The organism is Sporomusa termitida (genome assembly GCF_007641255.1).
Taxonomy (GTDB): Bacteria; Bacillota; Negativicutes; order Sporomusales; family Sporomusaceae; genus Sporomusa; species Sporomusa termitida.
This window is the reverse complement of record NZ_CP036259.1, coordinates 1,399,335-1,418,579: the sequence shown is the minus strand read 5'-3', so window position 1 is coordinate 1,418,579 and position 19,245 is coordinate 1,399,335. Positions and strand designations below refer to the sequence as shown.

Annotated in this window: 16 protein-coding genes; 4 read left to right on the top strand and 12 right to left on the bottom strand. The window is 47.5% G+C overall.

The genetic code is table 11. The features are described 5' to 3' along the window. Nucleotides 1–546 precede the first annotated feature (546 nt). The 5 genes from SPTER_RS06180 to SPTER_RS06160 all read right to left on the bottom strand — a co-directional run bounded on the left by SPTER_RS06180 (nt 547) and on the right by SPTER_RS06160 (nt 10,112). Nucleotides 547–1,185, bottom strand: coding sequence for an EF-hand domain-containing protein (locus tag SPTER_RS06180; protein WP_144349524.1), 639 nt, complete (start codon nt 1,183–1,185; stop codon nt 547–549). Between the two features lie 666 nt (nt 1,186–1,851). Continuing rightward, entirely contained in the window at nt 1,852–3,234 is a 1,383-nt protein-coding gene (locus SPTER_RS06175; protein WP_144349523.1) for a TIGR02679 family protein, read from the bottom strand. Beyond that, nucleotides 3,234–7,412: a TIGR02680 family protein gene (locus SPTER_RS06170; protein WP_144349522.1), complete on the bottom strand. Its 4,179-nt coding sequence runs from the start codon at nt 7,410–7,412 to the stop codon at nt 3,234–3,236. Before SPTER_RS06170 ends, SPTER_RS06175 begins: the two co-directional genes overlap by 1 nt. Further along, nucleotides 7,405–8,616, bottom strand: coding sequence for a TIGR02678 family protein (locus SPTER_RS06165; protein WP_144349521.1), 1,212 nt, complete (start codon nt 8,614–8,616; stop codon nt 7,405–7,407). The genes SPTER_RS06170 and SPTER_RS06165 overlap by 8 nt, the downstream gene beginning before the upstream one ends. 23 nt (nt 8,617–8,639) lie before the next feature. Then, nucleotides 8,640–10,112, bottom strand: coding sequence for a TIGR02677 family protein (locus tag SPTER_RS06160; protein ID WP_144349520.1), 1,473 nt, complete (start codon nt 10,110–10,112; stop codon nt 8,640–8,642). Between the two features lie 634 nt (nt 10,113–10,746). Here SPTER_RS06160 and SPTER_RS06155 point away from each other — a divergent pair. Further along, nucleotides 10,747–11,586, top strand: coding sequence for a site-2 protease family protein (locus tag SPTER_RS06155; RefSeq protein WP_144349519.1), 840 nt, complete (start codon nt 10,747–10,749; stop codon nt 11,584–11,586). Between the two features lie 61 nt (nt 11,587–11,647). Here the strand turns inward: SPTER_RS06155 and SPTER_RS06150 are convergent, their stop codons facing one another. Then, nucleotides 11,648–12,307 carry a hypothetical protein gene (locus SPTER_RS06150; RefSeq protein ID WP_144349518.1) on the bottom strand — a complete coding sequence of 220 codons (660 nt, stop codon included), beginning with the start codon at nt 12,305–12,307 and terminating at the stop codon, nt 11,648–11,650. Nucleotides 12,308–12,505: 198 nt separating this feature from the next. Between SPTER_RS06150 and SPTER_RS06145 the strand changes: the two genes are divergently transcribed. Then, nucleotides 12,506–12,991: a GNAT family N-acetyltransferase gene (locus SPTER_RS06145; protein WP_144349517.1), complete on the top strand. Its 486-nt coding sequence runs from the start codon at nt 12,506–12,508 to the stop codon at nt 12,989–12,991. A gap of 591 nt (nt 12,992–13,582) precedes the next feature. On the opposite strand, the gene SPTER_RS06140 is transcribed toward SPTER_RS06145, so the two are convergent. From SPTER_RS06140 to SPTER_RS06125, 4 genes are all read right to left on the bottom strand, one after another. Further along, nucleotides 13,583–14,440, bottom strand: coding sequence for a DUF3307 domain-containing protein (locus SPTER_RS06140; RefSeq protein WP_144349516.1), 858 nt, complete (start codon nt 14,438–14,440; stop codon nt 13,583–13,585). A gap of 136 nt (nt 14,441–14,576) precedes the next feature. Further along, the gene (locus SPTER_RS06135) at nt 14,577–15,227 is read right to left on the bottom strand and encodes a SatD family protein (RefSeq protein WP_144349515.1); all 651 of its coding nucleotides are present in this window, start codon (nt 15,225–15,227) and stop codon (nt 14,577–14,579) included. Nucleotides 15,228–15,734: 507 nt separating this feature from the next. Next, the gene (locus SPTER_RS06130; RefSeq protein ID WP_144349514.1) at nt 15,735–16,037 is read right to left on the bottom strand and encodes a spore coat protein; all 303 of its coding nucleotides are present in this window, start codon (nt 16,035–16,037) and stop codon (nt 15,735–15,737) included. After that, complete coding sequence (locus tag SPTER_RS06125) at nt 16,038–16,385, bottom strand: hypothetical protein (protein ID WP_246105503.1); 348 nt, start codon at nt 16,383–16,385, stop codon at nt 16,038–16,040. It lies immediately after the preceding gene. Nucleotides 16,386–16,434: 49 nt separating this feature from the next. Here SPTER_RS06125 and SPTER_RS24595 point away from each other — a divergent pair, with 49 nt between their 5' ends. Together SPTER_RS24595 and SPTER_RS06120 are read left to right on the top strand one after the other, a co-directional pair. Next, a complete protein-coding gene (locus SPTER_RS24595; RefSeq protein WP_170233175.1) occupies nt 16,435–16,581 on the top strand; it encodes a hypothetical protein in 147 nt (48 codons plus the stop codon). 183 nt (nt 16,582–16,764) lie between these two features. Next, complete coding sequence (locus SPTER_RS06120; RefSeq protein ID WP_144349513.1) at nt 16,765–18,327, top strand: IS1182 family transposase; 1,563 nt, start codon at nt 16,765–16,767, stop codon at nt 18,325–18,327. 325 nt (nt 18,328–18,652) lie between these two features. Here the strand turns inward: SPTER_RS06120 and SPTER_RS06115 are convergent, their stop codons facing one another. Beyond that, on the bottom strand, nt 18,653–18,961 hold the full coding sequence (locus SPTER_RS06115; protein WP_144349512.1) for a hypothetical protein: 309 nt from the start codon (nt 18,959–18,961) through the stop codon (nt 18,653–18,655). A gap of 11 nt (nt 18,962–18,972) precedes the next feature. Beyond that, nucleotides 18,973–19,245 (bottom strand): hypothetical protein, encoded by a 273-nt coding sequence (locus SPTER_RS06110; protein WP_211367496.1) that lies wholly within the window; start codon nt 19,243–19,245, stop codon nt 18,973–18,975.

The window sequence follows — 19,245 nt, the reverse complement described above, 5'->3', positions numbered from 1 at the left end:
TCCGATTATGATAGAAATAACCAATGATGCTACTGACAATAAAACCAGTACTTTTCTCCGCACTGTACGCCTCCCCCTTGTTCTGCAAAATATTACTACTTTCCACAAGTGGACAAATTATTAATTAAATTATATGATAATTCTCATGTAATAAATTGTCATTCGAGGCATGGAAACAAAAAATGTCTGCACAACTGCAGACATTTTATCATCATTGGGAATTCTCATACTTCATATAAAACCATATTCCAACAAAAAACATTAATATGGTAAACAGAAAACTATTCGCAGAGTTCTCCCCCCCTACTTCAGAAGTCAGTACAGCTACAGCTCCCGCTAAAGCCAGTATTCCTGATAGGATACAACCGATTAGCCATTTCAGAGTGAATCACCATCCAGCCACTGATATCTGCTAAAATTATACCATAAAGATTATAATTTCGACATTTATATCTGTGTTAAACGGTAAAAAAGCATTCGCCAAAGCAATGTGGGTTGCCCAAAATAAAAAAGCCGTACCATCCAAAAATATGGAACGGCACAATCCTATAAATATACAGAATTCATTTCATAAGCCATCATGGCAATAGATGAAAGGTAATCGGTAGATATACTTGTTTGGGTATTTGTATTCTGAGTAGAACTGGAGCTGCTTAGTGTTGTTTTGCCACACTGCCCACAGCTTGTGCAGGTACTATTACCTACAGGACATGAACTACTGGCTGCGGCCATACCACCGCCACCCGCACTTGTACTTTGAGTAGATGCGGTGCTGTTATTGGTACTGGTTGCTGAAACTGTATTTAAAGAAAGTACATTGTTCATGGCCGTTTCAAATTCCGATTCTGACAATGATCCTGAACTGTCGGTGTCGAAGCTGCTATAAAGATTATTTGCCTTTTCCTCGGTAACATCACTGGGACGTAATGCCCCAAATTCCGACTTGCTTACTGAATCATCACCGTCGGTGTCCATTTTACTATACATTACCGCTATTGACAGCTGCGTCAGCCCAGACATTTGAAAAGTGTCACCATCGGAATTGATGGATGTTACTCCTTTCAGGCTGTCAACAGTTGACGTGCTGTTACTGCAATTCGTGTTGTTATTAGCTGTTCGATTCTGGTAGTAATACTGGCTCAATAATTCCGCCATGCTACTACTGTCTATGGACGATATACTCATGTTATAGCCTCCTTTTTGAGAATTTTACCATCTAAATATTACAATTATGTTTCATTTTTTTACAAATAATGTTTAATTATTGCAAAATAAAAAGCCCCAAACCAAAGTCCGGGGCCCAGGCAACAACAGCCGCCCACCAGATCCGGCAGACAGTTAGCTAAATCGGCTGTCAAATCCTTAAATAATAAACATTTTTATTTCCTGCTCAAAAACCTCGCCATGAGTTCTCCTCTTCACTGGGGAAGTAATCCGTATAATAAACATTAGTACTACCGCATGTAGGACAACATTCTAGATATCCACCGTCACCTATTGGTCTCAATACCGTTCCCTCGGTATCAAATACTTTTCCGCATTTCATACATTTTGCAACTTTACCCATTTTTTGTCTCCTTTATTAAAAATTCCTTCGGCCGCAGGTTTGTTCATTTATTACGCCAAATATCTACAGTTATATTTTACCATAATGAAAGGGGTACTTGTTTTATTTATTGACTTTTTCAGTGCTTTCGGACGGTTCTCTTGAGTCATTTTTATTACATTGGCCCAAATGTGGGCTATAGGAATTCGCTATACCTACTTGCAAATAAAAATCAGCAGTCCCCCCTTAGTTACTCAGCAATGAGGCTAGTACGGTAAAAGATAATGTGGTCAAGGCACTAGTGACTAGCCCAAAATACAGTTTTCTGCGAGCCGTTCGATAAAAGATTCCTGATAGCTGGCACGTTTTGTTTCCCGCAGGCGGCCGGCAATAGCACGAAGCTGGGGTATAGTCAAACCATCCAGTTGCTTAAGGCGACTGTTACTAATTGCTTCATCTCCATAGCCGGTATTGTTGCGCAGAAGGCTGGTATTGTACTCATCAACACTATAGTGCCAAAGCTGGGCCTCAGGATAACGCTTTACGAGACGCTCAGCCATGAGCAGCCCTTCAGGATCAAAATCCCCTGAGTAATATAGAGTACAGCCACCAGCCGCCAGCAGGTCCAGGGCGGCCCATGATGCCAGTTTAAACTGACCGTGCAGACAAACAAGCGGCGGCAGGGGGTATCCCTGCCCGGCGGCTTTATCCACAATGGCCGAAAATACACCGGAGTTTTCGACTATAAACACCCTTTTCGCTGTTTGTTCAGCCGTATCGCTACGCTGAGCCGGGACTAGCGCGGAATATTTTACAGTTTCCCTTAAAGGTACATTAAGAACCGCCCCGGTCTCCCAAGCCTGCTGCCAATAAGCAACAGGCCGCCAGCCGCCGGTTTGGTTATCGTAAGCCACAAGTCCGGCACAGGTTACGAAATTAAGCAAATCATCCCTGAGCAGTTTAACACTGTATAGCAATTCTGCTTCCTGCTCCACCGCTGTAAGCCCTGCCTGGGTTTCGCCTTCAGTGGCCTCTCCCTGTTCCTGCTTAATGACTCGCAGTGCTTCTAAAAATAGTCGCCCCGCCCCGGTATTGTTATCAAGAGCGTGTGGCTGACCTGCGATCTGCTGGGCAAATAAGGGTAACCGCAGGTAGTCTGCCGGCAGACTGTCCAGCGCTGACAGTACTACCTTGAAGACGGCGATATTTTCCGGCCGGCCTTGTTCGTACACAGCCTGGGCCCGCCTGGTGCCTGGCAATTTGGCTTCGACCCCGGACAGCCATAGTAAACTAAGCGATTCCCGGCTGGCTGCCCGTAGTTCAGTAAAAAACTGCTGTCTGGCGGTCTCTGCTGCCGCCAGCTGTTCATGATTTGTTAGCAACTGACCACCGTGATAAGCCTGAAGCAACGCAATAACATCAATGTCAAAGAAGCAGGTCTGTCCCAAGCCGGCCGCAAACTGTGAAAACGATATCCGGATCGAATCTTTACCCTCAAAATTGATGCGAAAAAAAGCAGATAGTGCCTGCCGTTCCTCAGCAGTAAGCTTCAGCAGCCTGATGCTGCCGCCCGATCTTCCCAGACGCCGGTACTTCTGGCCAAGCAACTCAAAAAAGCGGGTAAACCCTGGCTGACTGCGGAAAAAAGCGGCCGCCTGGGCAGCCTTTTCCCTTGCTTCAGTATCCATCAACTCACCTCATTATAGAGCAGGCGACGGCAATTGCCATCCCACAAATACCTTACGACGGTAACAAAAGGAGCGTTCTTGGGCCTGACCAGTTCACAGATTGACAGCTGCTGAACAGTATCGTAATCGCCCCATAGGGCTTGGGAATTTATAATATAGTTAAAACCCATTTTTTCAACCAAATCAAACATTTCTCTGATATTATTCTCGTCCACTCCGGCAAATGCCTCGTCCAGTGAGATTACATGCGGCGCATCCGGCTTGGCTTCGCGGTAGCGTGAATAGGCAGCCGAAAACAAGGGTGTATACATCGCCATCGCCTTTTCCCCGCCGCTGAATTTGCCAAAGACGTTGTTGGTGAGCTCTTTCTTGGGCAGTCCTTCCCGGCGGTAATAAAGGGTAAAAGCAAACCACTGCCTAAAATCCAGCATTTCCTTCACAACCTGCTGAAAGGAGGCCGTCCTGGCGGCAGCCTGCGCTTTAGCCTGCTCAATACGGGATTGGAAATGCCGGACAACGCGTTTAATATCCTCCTCTTTCAATAAGCGGTGATCGGCCCGGAGCAGGCTGACAAGCTCCTGGGTATCAAGCTGGTCGTCATGATCTGCCGTATGCGGCTTCCACTGCAGGGAAAAAGCCAGTCCGCTTGAGGTATCCAAACTTTCCATAAGGTCATTCATCTGGGCCACCCATTTTTCCGCACTGTTAATGCGCCGACTAATAAGCCGCCCGATGCTGTTCATGATAACCTCTTCGTAGAGTTCCCGGTCTTGCTCCGAGAGCACGGCCTGCTGCTCGGCAATATGTTGTTCAATCAGGGCCAGCGCCGCCGGCGGACTCACGCGCCGGCCATCATACTCCAGCGTCACCTGTTTACGGCGGGCCACCTGTTTTAAGAGACTGACCCGTCGCTGATAGCTTTCGTTATCCCCGGCAGGTGGCAGTTCCGGAACCGCTACCTCCTCGGTAAACAGATCATTAAGCTCCAGCCGGTATTCTACCAGTACGGCCTGTTCGCGGTAATAGCTTTCATTGAGACGTTCAGCCAGCTTAGGCCGGTCTAAGTCAGCCAGACTGGCAGGGTCATACCGGCTGATTACTGCCAGCGGTTCAGGCAGCTCCCCTTCGCCATCGCGCTGTTCGTCAGTCAGCCTAAGGGCGGCTTCTCCGGCATAAATCTCACGCCAGCAGTCATGGATTTGCTGACTGAAGATTCGTTCTTCCTCCAGGCCGGCCAGTTGCCGGTCAAGTTCGCTAAGAGCTGCTTTACATTGGGCCATCGCTTCAATCGTATTTTCCATTTGACTGGGAAGTTCTGCCAGACGCCTGATAATCTCCCCGCTCCGGCGGCGGATATCAGCGGCTCCCATTTCGACCAGCAGGGCCAGCAGGTGCTGGTACTCCAGCTCATATTTGGCTAACTCACCGGCCAATACCAGGCATTCCCCTTTGAGCGCATTGACATCATCCATCGCTTCCACCAGCCGGAGTTTTGTTTGCTCGGTATTTTTCAAACTATGCAGATAGGTCTGCCTGGCAAGCTCAAGCTTATAGAGTTCCTCCCGGTATGCCGCTGCCTGCCGGCAGGCAGCAACATAAGCTTCCTCGCCGAGTGGCAGTTGTAGTCCTGCAGACACCTGCCGCAGCTGGTTCATAATTACCTGAACTTTATTCATAATCTCCCGCAGTAAAACATTTTTACGTCTTGCATTTTCCTCTTCCACCCTGGACTCCCGCAGCTTGTCCTGCCAGCGATTGTAGGCGGCTTCCACCGGCTGCGCCTGAGGAAAAAGGTCCAATACCGCTGCCAGTGCAATTATCTCTTCCCTAACAGCAGTTTGTTCTGCCGCCAGACCTCTCAGGACATCATCAATGGCGGCAATAGCGGCCTCCAGTTTAACCATTTCCTGCTCGCGATGCCGCCGCCGCGCTTCCTGTCCGATATACAGGGCAGTAGCCTGCGTCGGGGCACGGCCGGCCACAATGCCGCTCCGGTAGGTTCCACATTGAACAGATACCACAGGGGTTATCGCACCTGCTGCTGTTAATCCGGCCGGTTCAACTTCATTGACAATAATGCTGCGCAGTACCTCATCAATGTCACTTGCCCGGACTGTTCCGGTTGCCGGTGGCGTTGGCTCCAGATAATCGGCTAACGTGGCGCTCAAAATAGCAGGCTCCGGATATATTACTCTGTCAATCATCCCGTCAGGCAGTTTTTTTAGACTTTCACGCGGCACGATCAGAGCATCCAGTAGTCCTATTTCACCCAAAACTGCCTCAATTCGCTCCCGCTCGCCAGCCGGAACACCAGCCCTGAACTCCACTGCCGCATAAAATGGTGCGAAGGGAATCCCTGCCTCAACAAGCCTGTTACGGGTTGCCACCAGTTCAGGATGCCGCGGCGGCTCCGGTTCTTTTTTGGTCTTCCACCCGGCAAGTTCAGTTGTCAGTATTTGGCGTTCCGCTTGTTTTTGCTGCTCCTGTACAGCCAGTTCAAGCGCTTGCCGGCGCCAGCAATCCTCCTGCTGTTTATACGCCTGCTCTACCGGTTCCTTCACACTGCGCCAGTCAGCGCCTTCATATAACTGCTGAACAGCACCGGCCACACGGCTGATCGTTCCCGCTTCCAGCGGCAAGACCTCCCGGCAGGCTGTTATCCATTGATAAAGGGCAGCGAGTATTTCCTGCCGGTTATCAAAGAACTCCTGCTCAGCCTTTCTTGCCGCCTCCCGCACACTGTCAAACGCCAGCTGCGCCGCTTCAGCACTCACCGCTGCTTCATGCTGCTCCCGTTTGGCGGCAATATGACTGCGGATTTTAGCCAGGATATCCTCCAGCCGCCGCTGGTGAGTGCTCTGTTCCTGTTTCCACTGCCTGAAGCTATAATCGCCGGCGTAGTTTTTTTCAAAGCTGCCGGCCAAAGCATCATGCTCGGTAAAACAGTTTTCGGCAGCAAGGGCACTCAATTCATCCAGCACTTCCAGCATTTGCGTCTCGGCCTGGTCCAGCTGCTCCTCTTCCCGGGTAAGCAAAGACTTTTCCCGAATTTCAATCTGTTGCTTGCCGGCCAGAGCAGCGGCCTTATCCTGTTGCTTTTGTTGGATAACCCTGATGGTTTCTTCTACATTCTGTTTCCTGACTTCAGCCTTAAATACATCATGGCTGTCCAGTTCTTCTTTTTGTCTTGTCAGAACCTCGGTCTCCCGTTCATAAACCAGCCGCTGTTCCTGCTGCTGTATCAGCTCCTGGGTTTTGATTTGCCGCTCTTTGGACTTTTCCAGATAGGCCTGCTCGACTTTGTGCCTGCTTTTTCCGGACTGGACCACTTCCCGTGCTTTTTCCGCCAATACGGCTGCATTATATTCACGATACTGGCGGCTAAGCCTCGCCAATGCGGCCTGATCGCGTAGCAGCTCTGCAATCTGCTGTTTCGTTTGCTCCATATTCTCAATAGTATCCGCCAGGGGCCGCAATTCTTCATCAGACAGGGACGGCAGGGAATTGGTAAGTATTTCATGAATGACACTGGGCTTAAAATCCTTGGACAATTTGGGGCTTCTTAACTGAATTAGCAGCTCCATTAAATCCTTGTAGGCGTCCACTGTGGCAAAGCCAAATACATATTTATTCACAAGGGCGGCATATTCCCCCTGGCTGCGTACGACAAAACCGCCCTGCGGGCCGATAAGGCGCTCAAGCTCAGGGCGGGTCAGCGGAATTCGCTCTTCCTGACCGTCTACAGCACTAAACTCGGTTTTTAACAACTGCAGCTCCTGCTTAATCCGCCGGTTATCAGTGACAACAAACCCCCAGAAATCCAGACTGCCGCCACGCCGCGCCTTTAAACCAACACCGGTCGTAAGATATTGGTCGCTATTTTCCCGTTTATATTCCAGATAGAGATAACCGGTCCGCTCATCCCGGTCGATAATATCCTTTTCACCAAGCAGGTAGTCCTCCATCCGTCTGTCCTTCGAGCCAAAAGGATCAAGCCGGTTGGCGGTAATCTTACCATCCAGCAGTACCGTAATCAGGCTCTGCATAGTGACTGACTTGCCGGAACCGTTGAGACCTCTTAAAAGCAGCTTGCCATTGGCAAAATGATATTCTTCATCACTGTAATACCAAAAATTAATCAGACCGGCCCGGTGCATAACCCACTTGTTTTCACTCATCTATAGCATTCTCCTCCGTCTTGGTTTGCTGATAATCAGCAGGATAAGCCCCGATTGTCCGGCCTAAAAGCGGACTTATCACAATCAGGTTAAGCTCGCTGTCCTGCCGGGCCAGCTTCCAGTCCGACAGAGATCTGACCAGTTCCTGGACCAGCTTACTCTGACTCATGTCCCGGTATTCCTTGGTCCAGCCTGAACCGGTAGCCTGACGGCAAGCAGCCAATATCCGGTCGAACTCTATTGGTGTCAGCGTCAGACAGTCCCTGTCCCGCCGCTGCTCAGCCGCGTGTACATAATCACGGATAGTGGCGGCAAAATGCAGCATAACGCCGCTCATGCCGGTCCGGTCCGGGAAAGATGTCATTTGAAACCGTTTATCGGCGGGAACAGTGAGTAAGGCAGCATTTTTATATAATTCAAAGCGAAACCAGGTATGGTCCTCAATATCTTCCCGCAGCCGGTTGCGCAGATTGCGAAGATAGAGAAAATCCTCATCTTTGGCTTCATGCCGTTCAAATCCCGGAGTTAGAAACAACTGTCTGTACACCCGCTGCTTGCGGCTGCGGCCGGTTAATTCCTCTTCCTCCTGGCTGCCGGCCCTGATGAGGGCATCTATACTGTTATACTGAGCTAAGTCTTTAGGGGTTGACCTGATGAAATACCGCGCCATCACCGGAACCTCGAACAAAGCCTCACTGTCGGCACTGCTGGTAAAGCCGGCAATGTCGCCGTCTACGCTTACGACAATGCCGTAGTCAATCGCCATAGTCAACACCCGCACTAATGATTTCCGGCACTCATAGCTTTCCCAGTTGATCACAGTCGCGCCGGTGTCGGCCTCTGCCGGGTATAAAGACAGCAGTGTCTCACACAGCTCGCTCAGCAAAAACTGTTCGTCAACACTTTTTTCTTCTAAAAAAGCCAGGAGACAGCACAACAGGGCATAGTCCCGGCAGTGCTGAAAGCTTGTTACCCCCATCCAGCTTTCCGGTTTATCGGGGATCTTTTCCAGCTTAGCAAACTGCCTGTTCAGGATAAGCTGAAAGCCGCATTTATCCGAAAAATAGTTGCGCAGCTTATGTTCCCGCTCTCTAATCAGCTGGTAGACTTCAGGCTGACGCTCCCGCAGTATCCAGAAGTTTTCCAGCAGGTAATACGCCGCTTCGCGGTCGTCATCATCAAATTTTTCGATCAAACTGGCCATGTTTCAGCCCTCCGGTCCTGTTGTCACGCTAAAAACTCAAAAGCAAAATCGGGCAATGTCAACCGCCCATCCGTACTATCAAGGGTAATTTGGCGGCTGCTTAAGGTGATAAGCCGCACCTTGCGCCCGGTCTCAGTCTTGGTTATTCGCTCTTTATTGGCCATACACCGGCCAACCCAATTCAACAAGGTCTTACGGACAAAAGGAGACTGACAGGCAAGACTGTCAATGGTAATTCGCTTGTCTACAACCAGACTGTTTAATAAGGCTTCCTCCGCCGCCCGCTCCCTGAGATACTCCGCCAAAGCCGCCTGTTGCTGGGCCAGGTGATTGAGGACAGCCCCCGGTCTGGTTTTCTCCCGGTAACCGGCAAGGCTGGGTTTTACCGTGACTACCGTTGGCGGACTTTCCCATAACTCCCGGTACATATCATCACTGGCCGCAGGTTCGGCATAGATGTGGCGGGCGCCGGACGTACCGAATAACATGGCCGCCACTTCGTGGGCTTCGGTGACATTTTCAATACAGGCAAACCAGTTTGCCTGCAACAGGTAGTCCCGGTGCCGGCTGCGCAGCGCCTGATGTTTTTCGCCCACCCGTTGGGCAAACCGGGTAATACGGCGAATCGTTTCGGTTGTTTCCCGTTCCAACGACGCCAATTCGCTGTCCCGCCCGAACGAACCAAAAAACCACTCCCCCAGGCTTGCCCATTGCTCCTGATACTTTTCCACCAGTCCGGTATGGTCAAGCCGTTCATCCAGCCGGGGAATACTGAGCTGATAGTCGGCAATTCGACCGGCAGCCCGGACGAACTGTTCAGCATTAAGTTGTTTTAACACCGTTTCTATATTATAGGAGGTTTTTTGCAAACCCAGAATAAACCGCTTAATATAGTCGGCAAACGCATCTTTATAGACAAGAAACGCCTCACTCATCATACGTTCTTCCACTTTTTCACTTTTTAAGTAGGCAATATAGTCTGAGGCATTTTCGACAATTTTGCGAAAATAACTATAGACATCCTCCCAAGCTTGGTTGAGCTGGGCACCGTCCGGGCTGTCGGCCGCTGCCACAAACTGTCTGAGAGCAGCCAGCAGCCTGTCAAAAAGCGTGGCTTCAAGCGAACCGCCAAACGACTGACCCAATTCGCTTAACCGCTCTACCATCCGTTCAATCTCTACGGTGTAGGGAGTACACTGATAACGAAATTTCTTTTTTTTAAAATCCTCAATGGTTGCTACCCGTCCTGTTTCCTGGCGGGGAATAATGTTTTTCCAGTCACTAAGTTGTTTTAAGTCTGATTGCAGCTGTTCGACAGTATATTGGTCAAAATACGGATTTTGCTTTAGATGGCTGTAAAGCTCCTCAGGATAGAGATAATGCCGCAGCTTTTCATGCTGGGTATAAAAATAGCGCAATATTGACCGGTAGCGCCAGGCATTTTCAGTTGTTAGATAAGCGACCTCAGTGATTGGCCTCAGATCTCGCGCCTCCATGGTAAAATGTCTCCTTTGCTTAAATTGCTTTTTAAGTTTGTTTAACGTAATTTTCTACAAATAATATTCTAATCCCTTTATATTTTATATTCCCAAAACAACCAATGACGCAGGAGACGGTTATGTGCAAACTCTGCTGCCTGCAGCCAATGAGAGGCTGGAAAAGCAAAAACTCAGCAATATACTGAAAACAATAATACTTGTTTTCATACTTATAACCATTCCTTTCGCTACGCTCAAGGCACAAAACGGAATGAAATCCGTTTAGCTTGGAGCGATTTTTTTGTATGCTTACAATACAGGGATAGCAACATTCAACTGGGAACCGCTATTTGCAATTAAAGAAGGGGCCACAAGCGAGCCATCATTGCCATTGAGCGCATGCTGTTAACGGCCATTTATCAATTACATTTTTTACCATCGGGCGTCTTGCTGATGGTTTATTGCTATGCGCATTTTCCTGCTTGAATTCCTTAGGACAATATTTCAGACTTCACCGCCGAGTGTAGACACCTATACAAGTCAATGGTAAACTTTGTGTATGGAGGTAAGTGATGTAAGGCGGAATTTCGTCAGTAACCAAGGGACGAACCAGTTCCCTGCGATACGATTAATTAAGAATTGAGGTATTGCTTTGAATAGAGAAGATGAAATAATAGAGTCGCGGGACAATCCCCAGCCGCCGGCGCAGAAGCCCTGGTATAAAAGAATAGGGCTGGGCGGGGCAGTTACAGTACTGCTGGCGCTGCTGAAATGGAAGAGCATTCTCAGTTTTCTCAAAGGAATCTTTCTGGTGGTTAAGTTCAGCAAGTTTGGGGTCACAACCTTATCGATGCTGGCGACGATCGGCGTGTACGCCTGGTTCTATGGGTTCCAGTGGGCAGCCGGTTTTATCCTGCTGATTGCCATCCATGAATACGGGCATATGTTTGCCGCGAAACGGCAGAATATCGCCGTAACCGCGCCGGTCTTTATCCCGTTCCTGGGGGCAATGATTGGCATTAAAGAACCGCCTAAGGATGCGGCAACAGAAAGTATCATCGCTTTAGGCGGCCCGTTGTTTGGTTTTGCAGCGACAGCCTGTGTGCATGCGGCCGCCTATGGCTTGCAGTCGCCCCTCCTCTTCTCCCTGGCGTTTACCGGTTATTTCCTGACCCTGTTTAATCTCATTCCGGCCTCGCCCCTTGATGGCGGGCGGATTGCCGGGGCTGTCTCACCCTATATCTGGTTTCTGGGCATTCCCCTGATCGTAATTCTAATTTGGGTTAGCTTCAGCCCGATCCTAATCCTGGTGTTGTTCGGGGCGGTTCACCGGGCCTGGGAGTTCTGGAAGCACCGCAATGATCCCTATTATGACACCGCTGCCGGGTTTCGCCTGCAGATAGGCATTGCCTATCTGTCCCTGCTGGTATTGAGCGGAGTGCTGACTTACGAAGCCCACATTACGGCCGAGGCGCTGCGCCCAAGGCTTTAGCGCTTCTATATGAACCCAATTCTCTTCAGTTCTTGCAATTTTTAGTGTAAACCGCCGCTTTTCATATAGTTATATTTATGTTGCGTTTTTTAGCTTTTTCTTTCTTGGCCTTTTTGCCAGCAGCTTCTTCGCGGTCAGCCTTCAGCTCATTAGCTTTCCGCCTGCGGGCAACCTCGGCTGCCGCAATCCCAAATTCAACAGATTCTTTAAGATCTCTTTCGATTTCATCGCTCTTTCCGGTCAGGCTATATGGCGAATTTTCGGTATTGCTTGGCTTTGCTGCTGACGGGCTACAGGCAACCACCATACCCGTCCCGCCTATAGTATTACCCTGGGACGCTTTGACAGCAGCCGAAAGCAGTTTACCCATACTGGCGTTGAGTAGAACACGCTCATGCCTGGCTAAGGCCTTTTCCCGATCACGCAGTTTTTTTGCCGCCGCCTCTTCTCTTTTCAACCTCTCTAGCTCAAGTTTCCTGGTTTCTTCTTTATATATGGTTTGCTGGATCTGCTTGTCAGCCGCTTGCAGTTCTACGATAACTTGCTTAATATCAGTAGTAGTATGATTAGCGTCTGGCTTAGCATGCATTTCTTTGTTGCCAATAGCTTCTTGTTCAAGCTTTTTTTGTAAACCATCGCGATAGTCTCTTAACGCAGTTAAATTATTCTTAGGGTTCAATTTAGCCAATAAGTTATTTAAGCCCATTTGATCGACAGGCATTATATATCCACTCCAATAATCATTATTTCATCACGCTAAATCCCTTATTAAATAATGCATCGAAAATTACACCGAAATACTTAACAATAAAATACAAACAGCGCCAAAAAAGACGCTGTTTATTATAATGTCCAAACTAGTACCTAGTTTAATTGTATGCCGGGTTAATGTACCAAACAAAGTAAGGAGAGATGATTAATGCTCTTTAGACAGGCAGCCAAAGCGGAAATACCGTTTCTTTTTCAAGAAGGCTACAAAGAATGGAGTAAATCTAGAACTTTCGAGCAATATTGTATTGATAACAGTAAAGACGATGCTATCGGTACAAGATATGTTATTGAGGAAAGCGGCCAAATCCTTAGCTCGGCAGTTTTAATGCGATTAAACAGCATTAAGGGCAAGGACGTTTACGGTTTAGGCTCTATATTGACTTCGAAAAACCACAGAGGTAAAGGGTATGGCAGCGAACTCGTAAAAAAATGTATTAATCTGATACCAAATAACAATATAATTATTTTTCTGTACTCTGACATAAATCCATCATATTACGAAAAATTGGGGTTTCAAATATTGCCTAAAGAACTGCAAAAATACGAGAACAGTGTTTGTATGGCCTATTGCAATGAATTTGTATGGCCTGAATTGATAAATGCTGGTGTAGATGTTATCCCTAACTATTTTTAGACGGAGAAATAGAAACGCGGGGACAGGGATTTTGTTTCAACTCAGGGGCAACTGGCAACTCAGGGGGACGGTTCTTTTGTGTCATGCTCTCCTGTTATCGCACTTTATCCGGCCGGAGATGCAAAAAAAACGGACAGGGTTATTGGCCAACAGCCGCCGCGTTCATACTATCCGCCCTAATTGCTGAACGAATTGATTAAGGAGCTCTTGCCGACGGCCTTGCGGCTTTCCAGGTATGAAATAGAAACGCAGGGACAGGGATTTTGTTTCAACTCAGGGGCAACTGGCAACTCAGGGGGACGGTTCTTTTGTGTCATGCTCTCCTGTTATCGCACTTTATCCGGCCGGAGATGCAAAAAAAACGGACAGGGCTATTGGCCAACAGCCGCCGCGTTCATACTATCCGCCCTAATTGCTGAACGAATTGATCAAGGAGCTCTTGCCGACGTCCTTGCGGCTTTCCAGGTATGCATGAGCTTTACCGATATCGGCAAGGAAAACTGCTGCCGGTCACGCTGGATACGCAATTTTCCCTGTTCGTAACCCTCCCATTTAAGTTAATAAATCCAGCTTGCCCTCTGCCGTCAGCAGTTACTGCTGGCCGGCAAAAGCCTGCAGCGCCACAATAGCTTCCCCGATGAAGAGAGCCACAGCAAGACTAGTAAAGGTACCAATCAGAAAATATTCGGCAAAGTTCTTTTCTTCCAGTTGTTTATATCTGGCAATGGTTTTTGCAGCAAACACCAGCCCAATAGCGGGATAGTTCTGCTGTATTACCATGGTTACGATGATAAGCCTTTCCAGATTGCCAATCGTCTCGCCGGCATTTTTAGCATTCGCGGCCGGCAGGTGTGAAGCAGCCGCCTCGGCCACAGCCGTACGGCTGTCCGCTGGTTGGTTGACGGAGAACTTAGCCGGTGCTTTTAAATGAAGATATTTATCAAGCACCATCTTCGTAATAATGGTTGCCCCTTTAAAATTAAAAAGGTAACCTGACAGGATTAAGATATAGACGCATATAGCTTGTTTGGTCAGCAGGTCAAATACCGGATAGTGGGCCGAGAAGAACCTGGCCAGGGCCGTAAATAATTCGGTGGGCTGAATATCCCTAAGCAGGGGATAACTTAGCCCGATTAAGCTGATATGGACGAATTGGTCCAGGAAAAATGACGCCAGCCCATTACTATTGTGCCCCTGATCATACTCGACCTTTTGCACATCAATGAGCCAGTGGGCAAACGTCAGGCCGATTATAAGGCACCACAGGTAATTGGCAAAGCTGAGATAAGGAGCTAACAGGATAAGGTTGGTCAGCAAATAACAGCCTACATGGCTGTCCATAATTTTATAATTGGTCCGCTTGCCTTCGGCAATTCGGTCTGTTTGTAAAACAAAGTCTGTTATTACATGGCTTAACAGCATCAAAGCCAACACGATGTACACATCCACGCCCACTCCACCCCCATACTCCGGCTAACCCCTATCGGTATAAACCTGATGTCAGCGACACAGGTTCAGAAGCCTGCAGCCTTACTTACAGGTTCATACCCCTGTATTTTAATTTACAGGTTTTGCAGCCTGTTTTTTATTGTGACCGGCTAACCAGCTGTCCGGTTTGCTGAATACTGGCCAGATAACGGGCGATCGCCTGTTTAGCCTGTTTGATCTCCGGTACATAAGCAGCGTTGATAATATCGTGGACACTCTGCTGCCTGATCCCCAGTTGCCCGGCAATAGCCGCCTGCGTATACCCCTGCTGTAAGTATTGCAAAACTGCCTGCTGCCGTTTGGTCCGCCGCTCCTCACAGGTTTCTATAAAACAGTTCAGGGAGTTAACCATATCAATGGCGGCAGCATCAGACCTATAGACAATTTTTGGTTTTTTCTTTTTTGCTTGCGTCAGCGCCTCTCTGGCCAGATGGAAGGCCGGCCCGTCCATGCCGATTGCCAGCCGGGGATTAATATCTGTATGAATGGTACCAATCCCAAGCCCGAATACCAGCTCCACCGGTTTCATGGTCTGCACCACATGCTCGACAATCTGCGGGGCACTGTCTATGGTTTTCAGTAGCACCTGAAACTCATCACCGATTGTTACCGTAAAAGGAGACTCAATCGCTGGCGCATAAAGCCTGCTCGCCTCAGCTGCCATTGCCAAAAACTGCCGCTGCACAAACTGCCTGTCCGTTATTTGGCGGGATCTGACCATATCCCCAATGATTGCGCAATAGAGCATATCTATCCCTCCGTTTGTAGATCTGCATTAATTAGTAAGACCACCCGGTATAAAACATACCTCCGTTCAATAGTTTAACTGCAAGTATATCACCTAAATCAAGGCCAGGGTTGCTACTATAATATTCCGGTCAAAAAAAAGAAACTCCTGCTAAACTGCAATAAAGTTCAGCAGGAGTTTCGCTCCCGGTCTCTTCACACTACCGCTTCACCGGCTGTATCGACAGCAGCCGGCCGGAGTCTCCCGCCGGCAGGCGCTGTCATACTGAACCCACAATAGTAATACCGCCTGCCTGACAGACGGTGGGACGTCGATATTTAGGATACATAAACACTTTAAGACGATTAGCAATGCGGCGCCCAAACTTTTTATAGCCGCTAATGAAAGGTGTAAGGCTTGTGGTACACAACTGCTATCCAGCCGGCAAGAGCAATGAAATTGCCGCTATCTCCAGGAGATGAGCGGCAAAAACAGGCAACAGCCCTTTGAAAATTAGTGGTACTGTGATTAGTGAGCTTTAAAGGAGGACAGGGACTCCTGGACAGCCGTTGATAATTGGCGCTCCGGCTGATCATAGGGATTTACCCATTTTTTCTGAATCATATAGTTCATGATTCCCTCATGGCCTGTTAGGCCTTGCGAACAATACCCTGCCAATAAGGCCCGGACCTCAGGGGTAGTTGCCGCCAGGGCTGCGGAAAAATAGGCTTGCGCCGTGGCAGCGGCACCATAGGTAGCGTTATAGGCAATCGTTCTATCGCCAGCTTCACCGCTACTTTCGGGAAAAATTGATCCCATCAGTGAAACCATTTATTGCACCTCCCTGCTTACTTGCGTTTGCGCTTCCAAGGCAGAACCTGCAGCTGTGATTTTGTTCTCCACCACAAATTGCTGTAAGCCCGCAATCCTGGCCTCGGTTGCAGCAATTCCCGCCTGGGTCATGGTTTTTAAATGCTCGTCCGATATCGCCATCAAACTGGCTTGAGCTACAGTTAGTGCATTCGTTTCCAGCTCTAGCAGTTTTGCTAAGGACAGCACTTCAACTGCTGTTAATTGGCGCAATGTAATTCCCCTTTCTGCTGAATATTTCAGGATATTTATATATTTTCCAAAACCTGAATTAATATAACAAAAAAGTGTCTTACTTTTATTTTCCATCAATCAAATCTCCGAAAACGGACACAATAAATAGCGGAGGTGATAGATTATGAGAAACGAAAACCAAAATAAAAATAATGAGCAGCGCCGTAATGAAAAGGCTCATAAGAACCTTGATTTCGCCTGTGAGTTAGCTAACGTAGAAGAACGCCGCAATGAAAAAGATTGTGGCGGTGGCTGCGGTGGCAAACGGTAACGTTCTCATAGTATCAATCTCCGCATCTCCCTATTTCTTCCCCGGAAACGGCGGCTTTTGTCGCCGTTTTTGCTTTTATATTAATATCACTTAGACTCAACAGAACCGTCCGAAAGCACTGAAAAAGTCAATAAAGCAAGCGCCCCTGAATTATGGTAAAATATAACGGTAGATATTTGCGTAATGGAGGGGCTTGCCTTGCTAAAAAATGTGCCGCACCAATTAAGTATATATAGCGTGCTCTATGATAAAATTCCCAGTAATCATATTCTGAAGATTATCGCTGGTAATGTGGATTTTAGCTTCATTAACGAGTTGCTGAAGGATTCGTACTGCCAGCATCTGGGGAGGCCGGCCAAAGAACCGGAAATGCTGGCCAAGATCCTCATTTTGCAATATCTATATAACTTATCCGATGTCAAAGTCATAGAAGAAGCCCGATTAAACTTAGCCTATATGTGGTTTTTGGGACTCAATCCCGAAGAGGATCTGCCGGACGCCAGCCTGCTGGCCAAGTTTAGGAAACATAGACTAAAAGAAACCAGTGTGGATGATATGATTCAGGAAGTGGTTCGCCAGTGTGTGGAAAAAGGCATAATTAAAGGAACCGGACTAAGCATTGACGCCACGCATACCCAGGCCAATACTAAAAAAAAAGTGCCGGAAAGAATCATGAAGCATCTGGGAAGAAGAATCATAAGGGCCATTGAGAAAGAAAACGGGGTAATCCCCGCCGAGCTCATTAGCGAAGTTCCCGACTATAAGCTCATAGAAGACCACAACGAAGCGAAGCAGAAAATGAAGTCCTATGTGGAAGAACTGATCGGGAAAACCGAAAGCCATGTCGATTTGTCTATCCTGCCCAACAGCCAACAAGCGGTTAACGAAGCCAAAGAAATCCTGGAAGATCCGAAATTTATGGTCCAAAAAGGAGTCCGATCGCTGGTAGACAAAGAGGCGCGCGTAGGCTACAAATCAAAAACAGACAGCTTTTACGGCTATAAAGTAGAATTTGCCATGCTCCCGGAAACAAGGATCATTACGGCGGTAACAGTGGAAAGCGGCGCCTATGTGGACGGCAGCCAATTTGAGGAATTGTATCAGCGAAGTAAAGCCTGCGGCTTACCCATCCAAGAGGTGTATGGAGATAAGGCCTATTTTCGCAAACCGATCTTAGATACCTTACAAACCGAGGCGGTAGAAGCCATCATTCCCGTAAACGCCTGTGTCTACAAGCTAGACGAAAGCCGGTTTAGTTACAACAAAGACAGCGACCAGTGGTTTTGCGAAATGGGCAATCATACCGAGAAGAAAGTGCGCCAAAAATACAAGAACAAAAATGACGTGTACCGCTATCATTTTGTGAAATCGCACTGTGTGCAGTGTCCGCAACGGCTGACCTGTGCTGGCAAGAATACGAAGAAAAAAGTACTGCGCGTCAGTGAACACTGCGCGCAATATTACGAACATAGTCAGCTTGCCAAGAGCGATCAGTTCAAGCTAAAGTACAAAAAGCGAGCCAGCCATGAGTGGAAGAACGGGGAAATGAAACGTTTCCATGGATTAGACCGTGCACGGGGGTATGGTCTAAAAAGCATGTCCCTGCAAGCTAAACTGACGGCCTTAGCCGTAAATTTGAAAAGGATAGCAGCCCTGATATCCTTTTGTGGCCATGCAGTTTGGAAACGGATGGCCACTTTTGCAGTTTATCGCCGATTGACTCCGCTATTTAGGCAAGCAGGCTAAAAAAACGGGGATATATCAGTGGTTTCGAACCGTCCCCTTGAGTCATTTTGATAACGTGAGGAAATTTCCGAATAGTGATGCACCTTGTGGTGGTACTTATTGTGGTAATTGCTCCGGTAATGGTTATGGGCTATGTGTCCGTTTTGTGGCGGTAATGAGACTAAGTCATTCTAATTTATGGAATGCCAATAGGTAATATTATCCAATTGCTGTTTGTTCACCAGACGACACCAGAGAGGAAAAGAGAGGTCAGCGGATTTTTACGTCCACTGACCTCTTTTGATTTAATCGGGAAAGGATGTCAATAACTCGATTCCTGTTGATATCAGAAATCTATACTATTTTCTATTTTATAAATATTTCCCATATTTTTTTCAATCGCTTGAACCATTTTAGTTAGTTTATCTCGGAACTCATTTTCCTCTGCCTCGTTATCAAATCCTTTATATCTAAATTCAACTTTGTTATCAATAAATAAGCTATTATATGTAACTTGAATATCTTTTATGAGGTTTTGTATATCAACTTCGGTTTTTAACTCATCCGGTAAATCATTTAGTATTATTTCACCCTTTTCATTATAGATCCATAATGGATAGCACTGATATTCTAATAGTAATCTTAATTTTTTCATTCTGCACTCCCCTATGGTAATGTTGTTGGATTTGCACCTACAATAAAACCATTATTTCCCACAGTAATTGCAACCTGTTGCTTTACACCATGATAAATGACTTCATATATTGGCCTTCCAGTTCCCTGACCTTGATAACCAACAATTCGTCCCTTACTTAATGCCGTTATAATAAACTCTGGTATTTGATTACTCTCAATACCTTTAGCCACAAAATCACTTGCATGCTTCTCCAGAATGTGTAATAATCCCGCCCCTCTACTTCCAGTGCTTCCTGTTTCCAA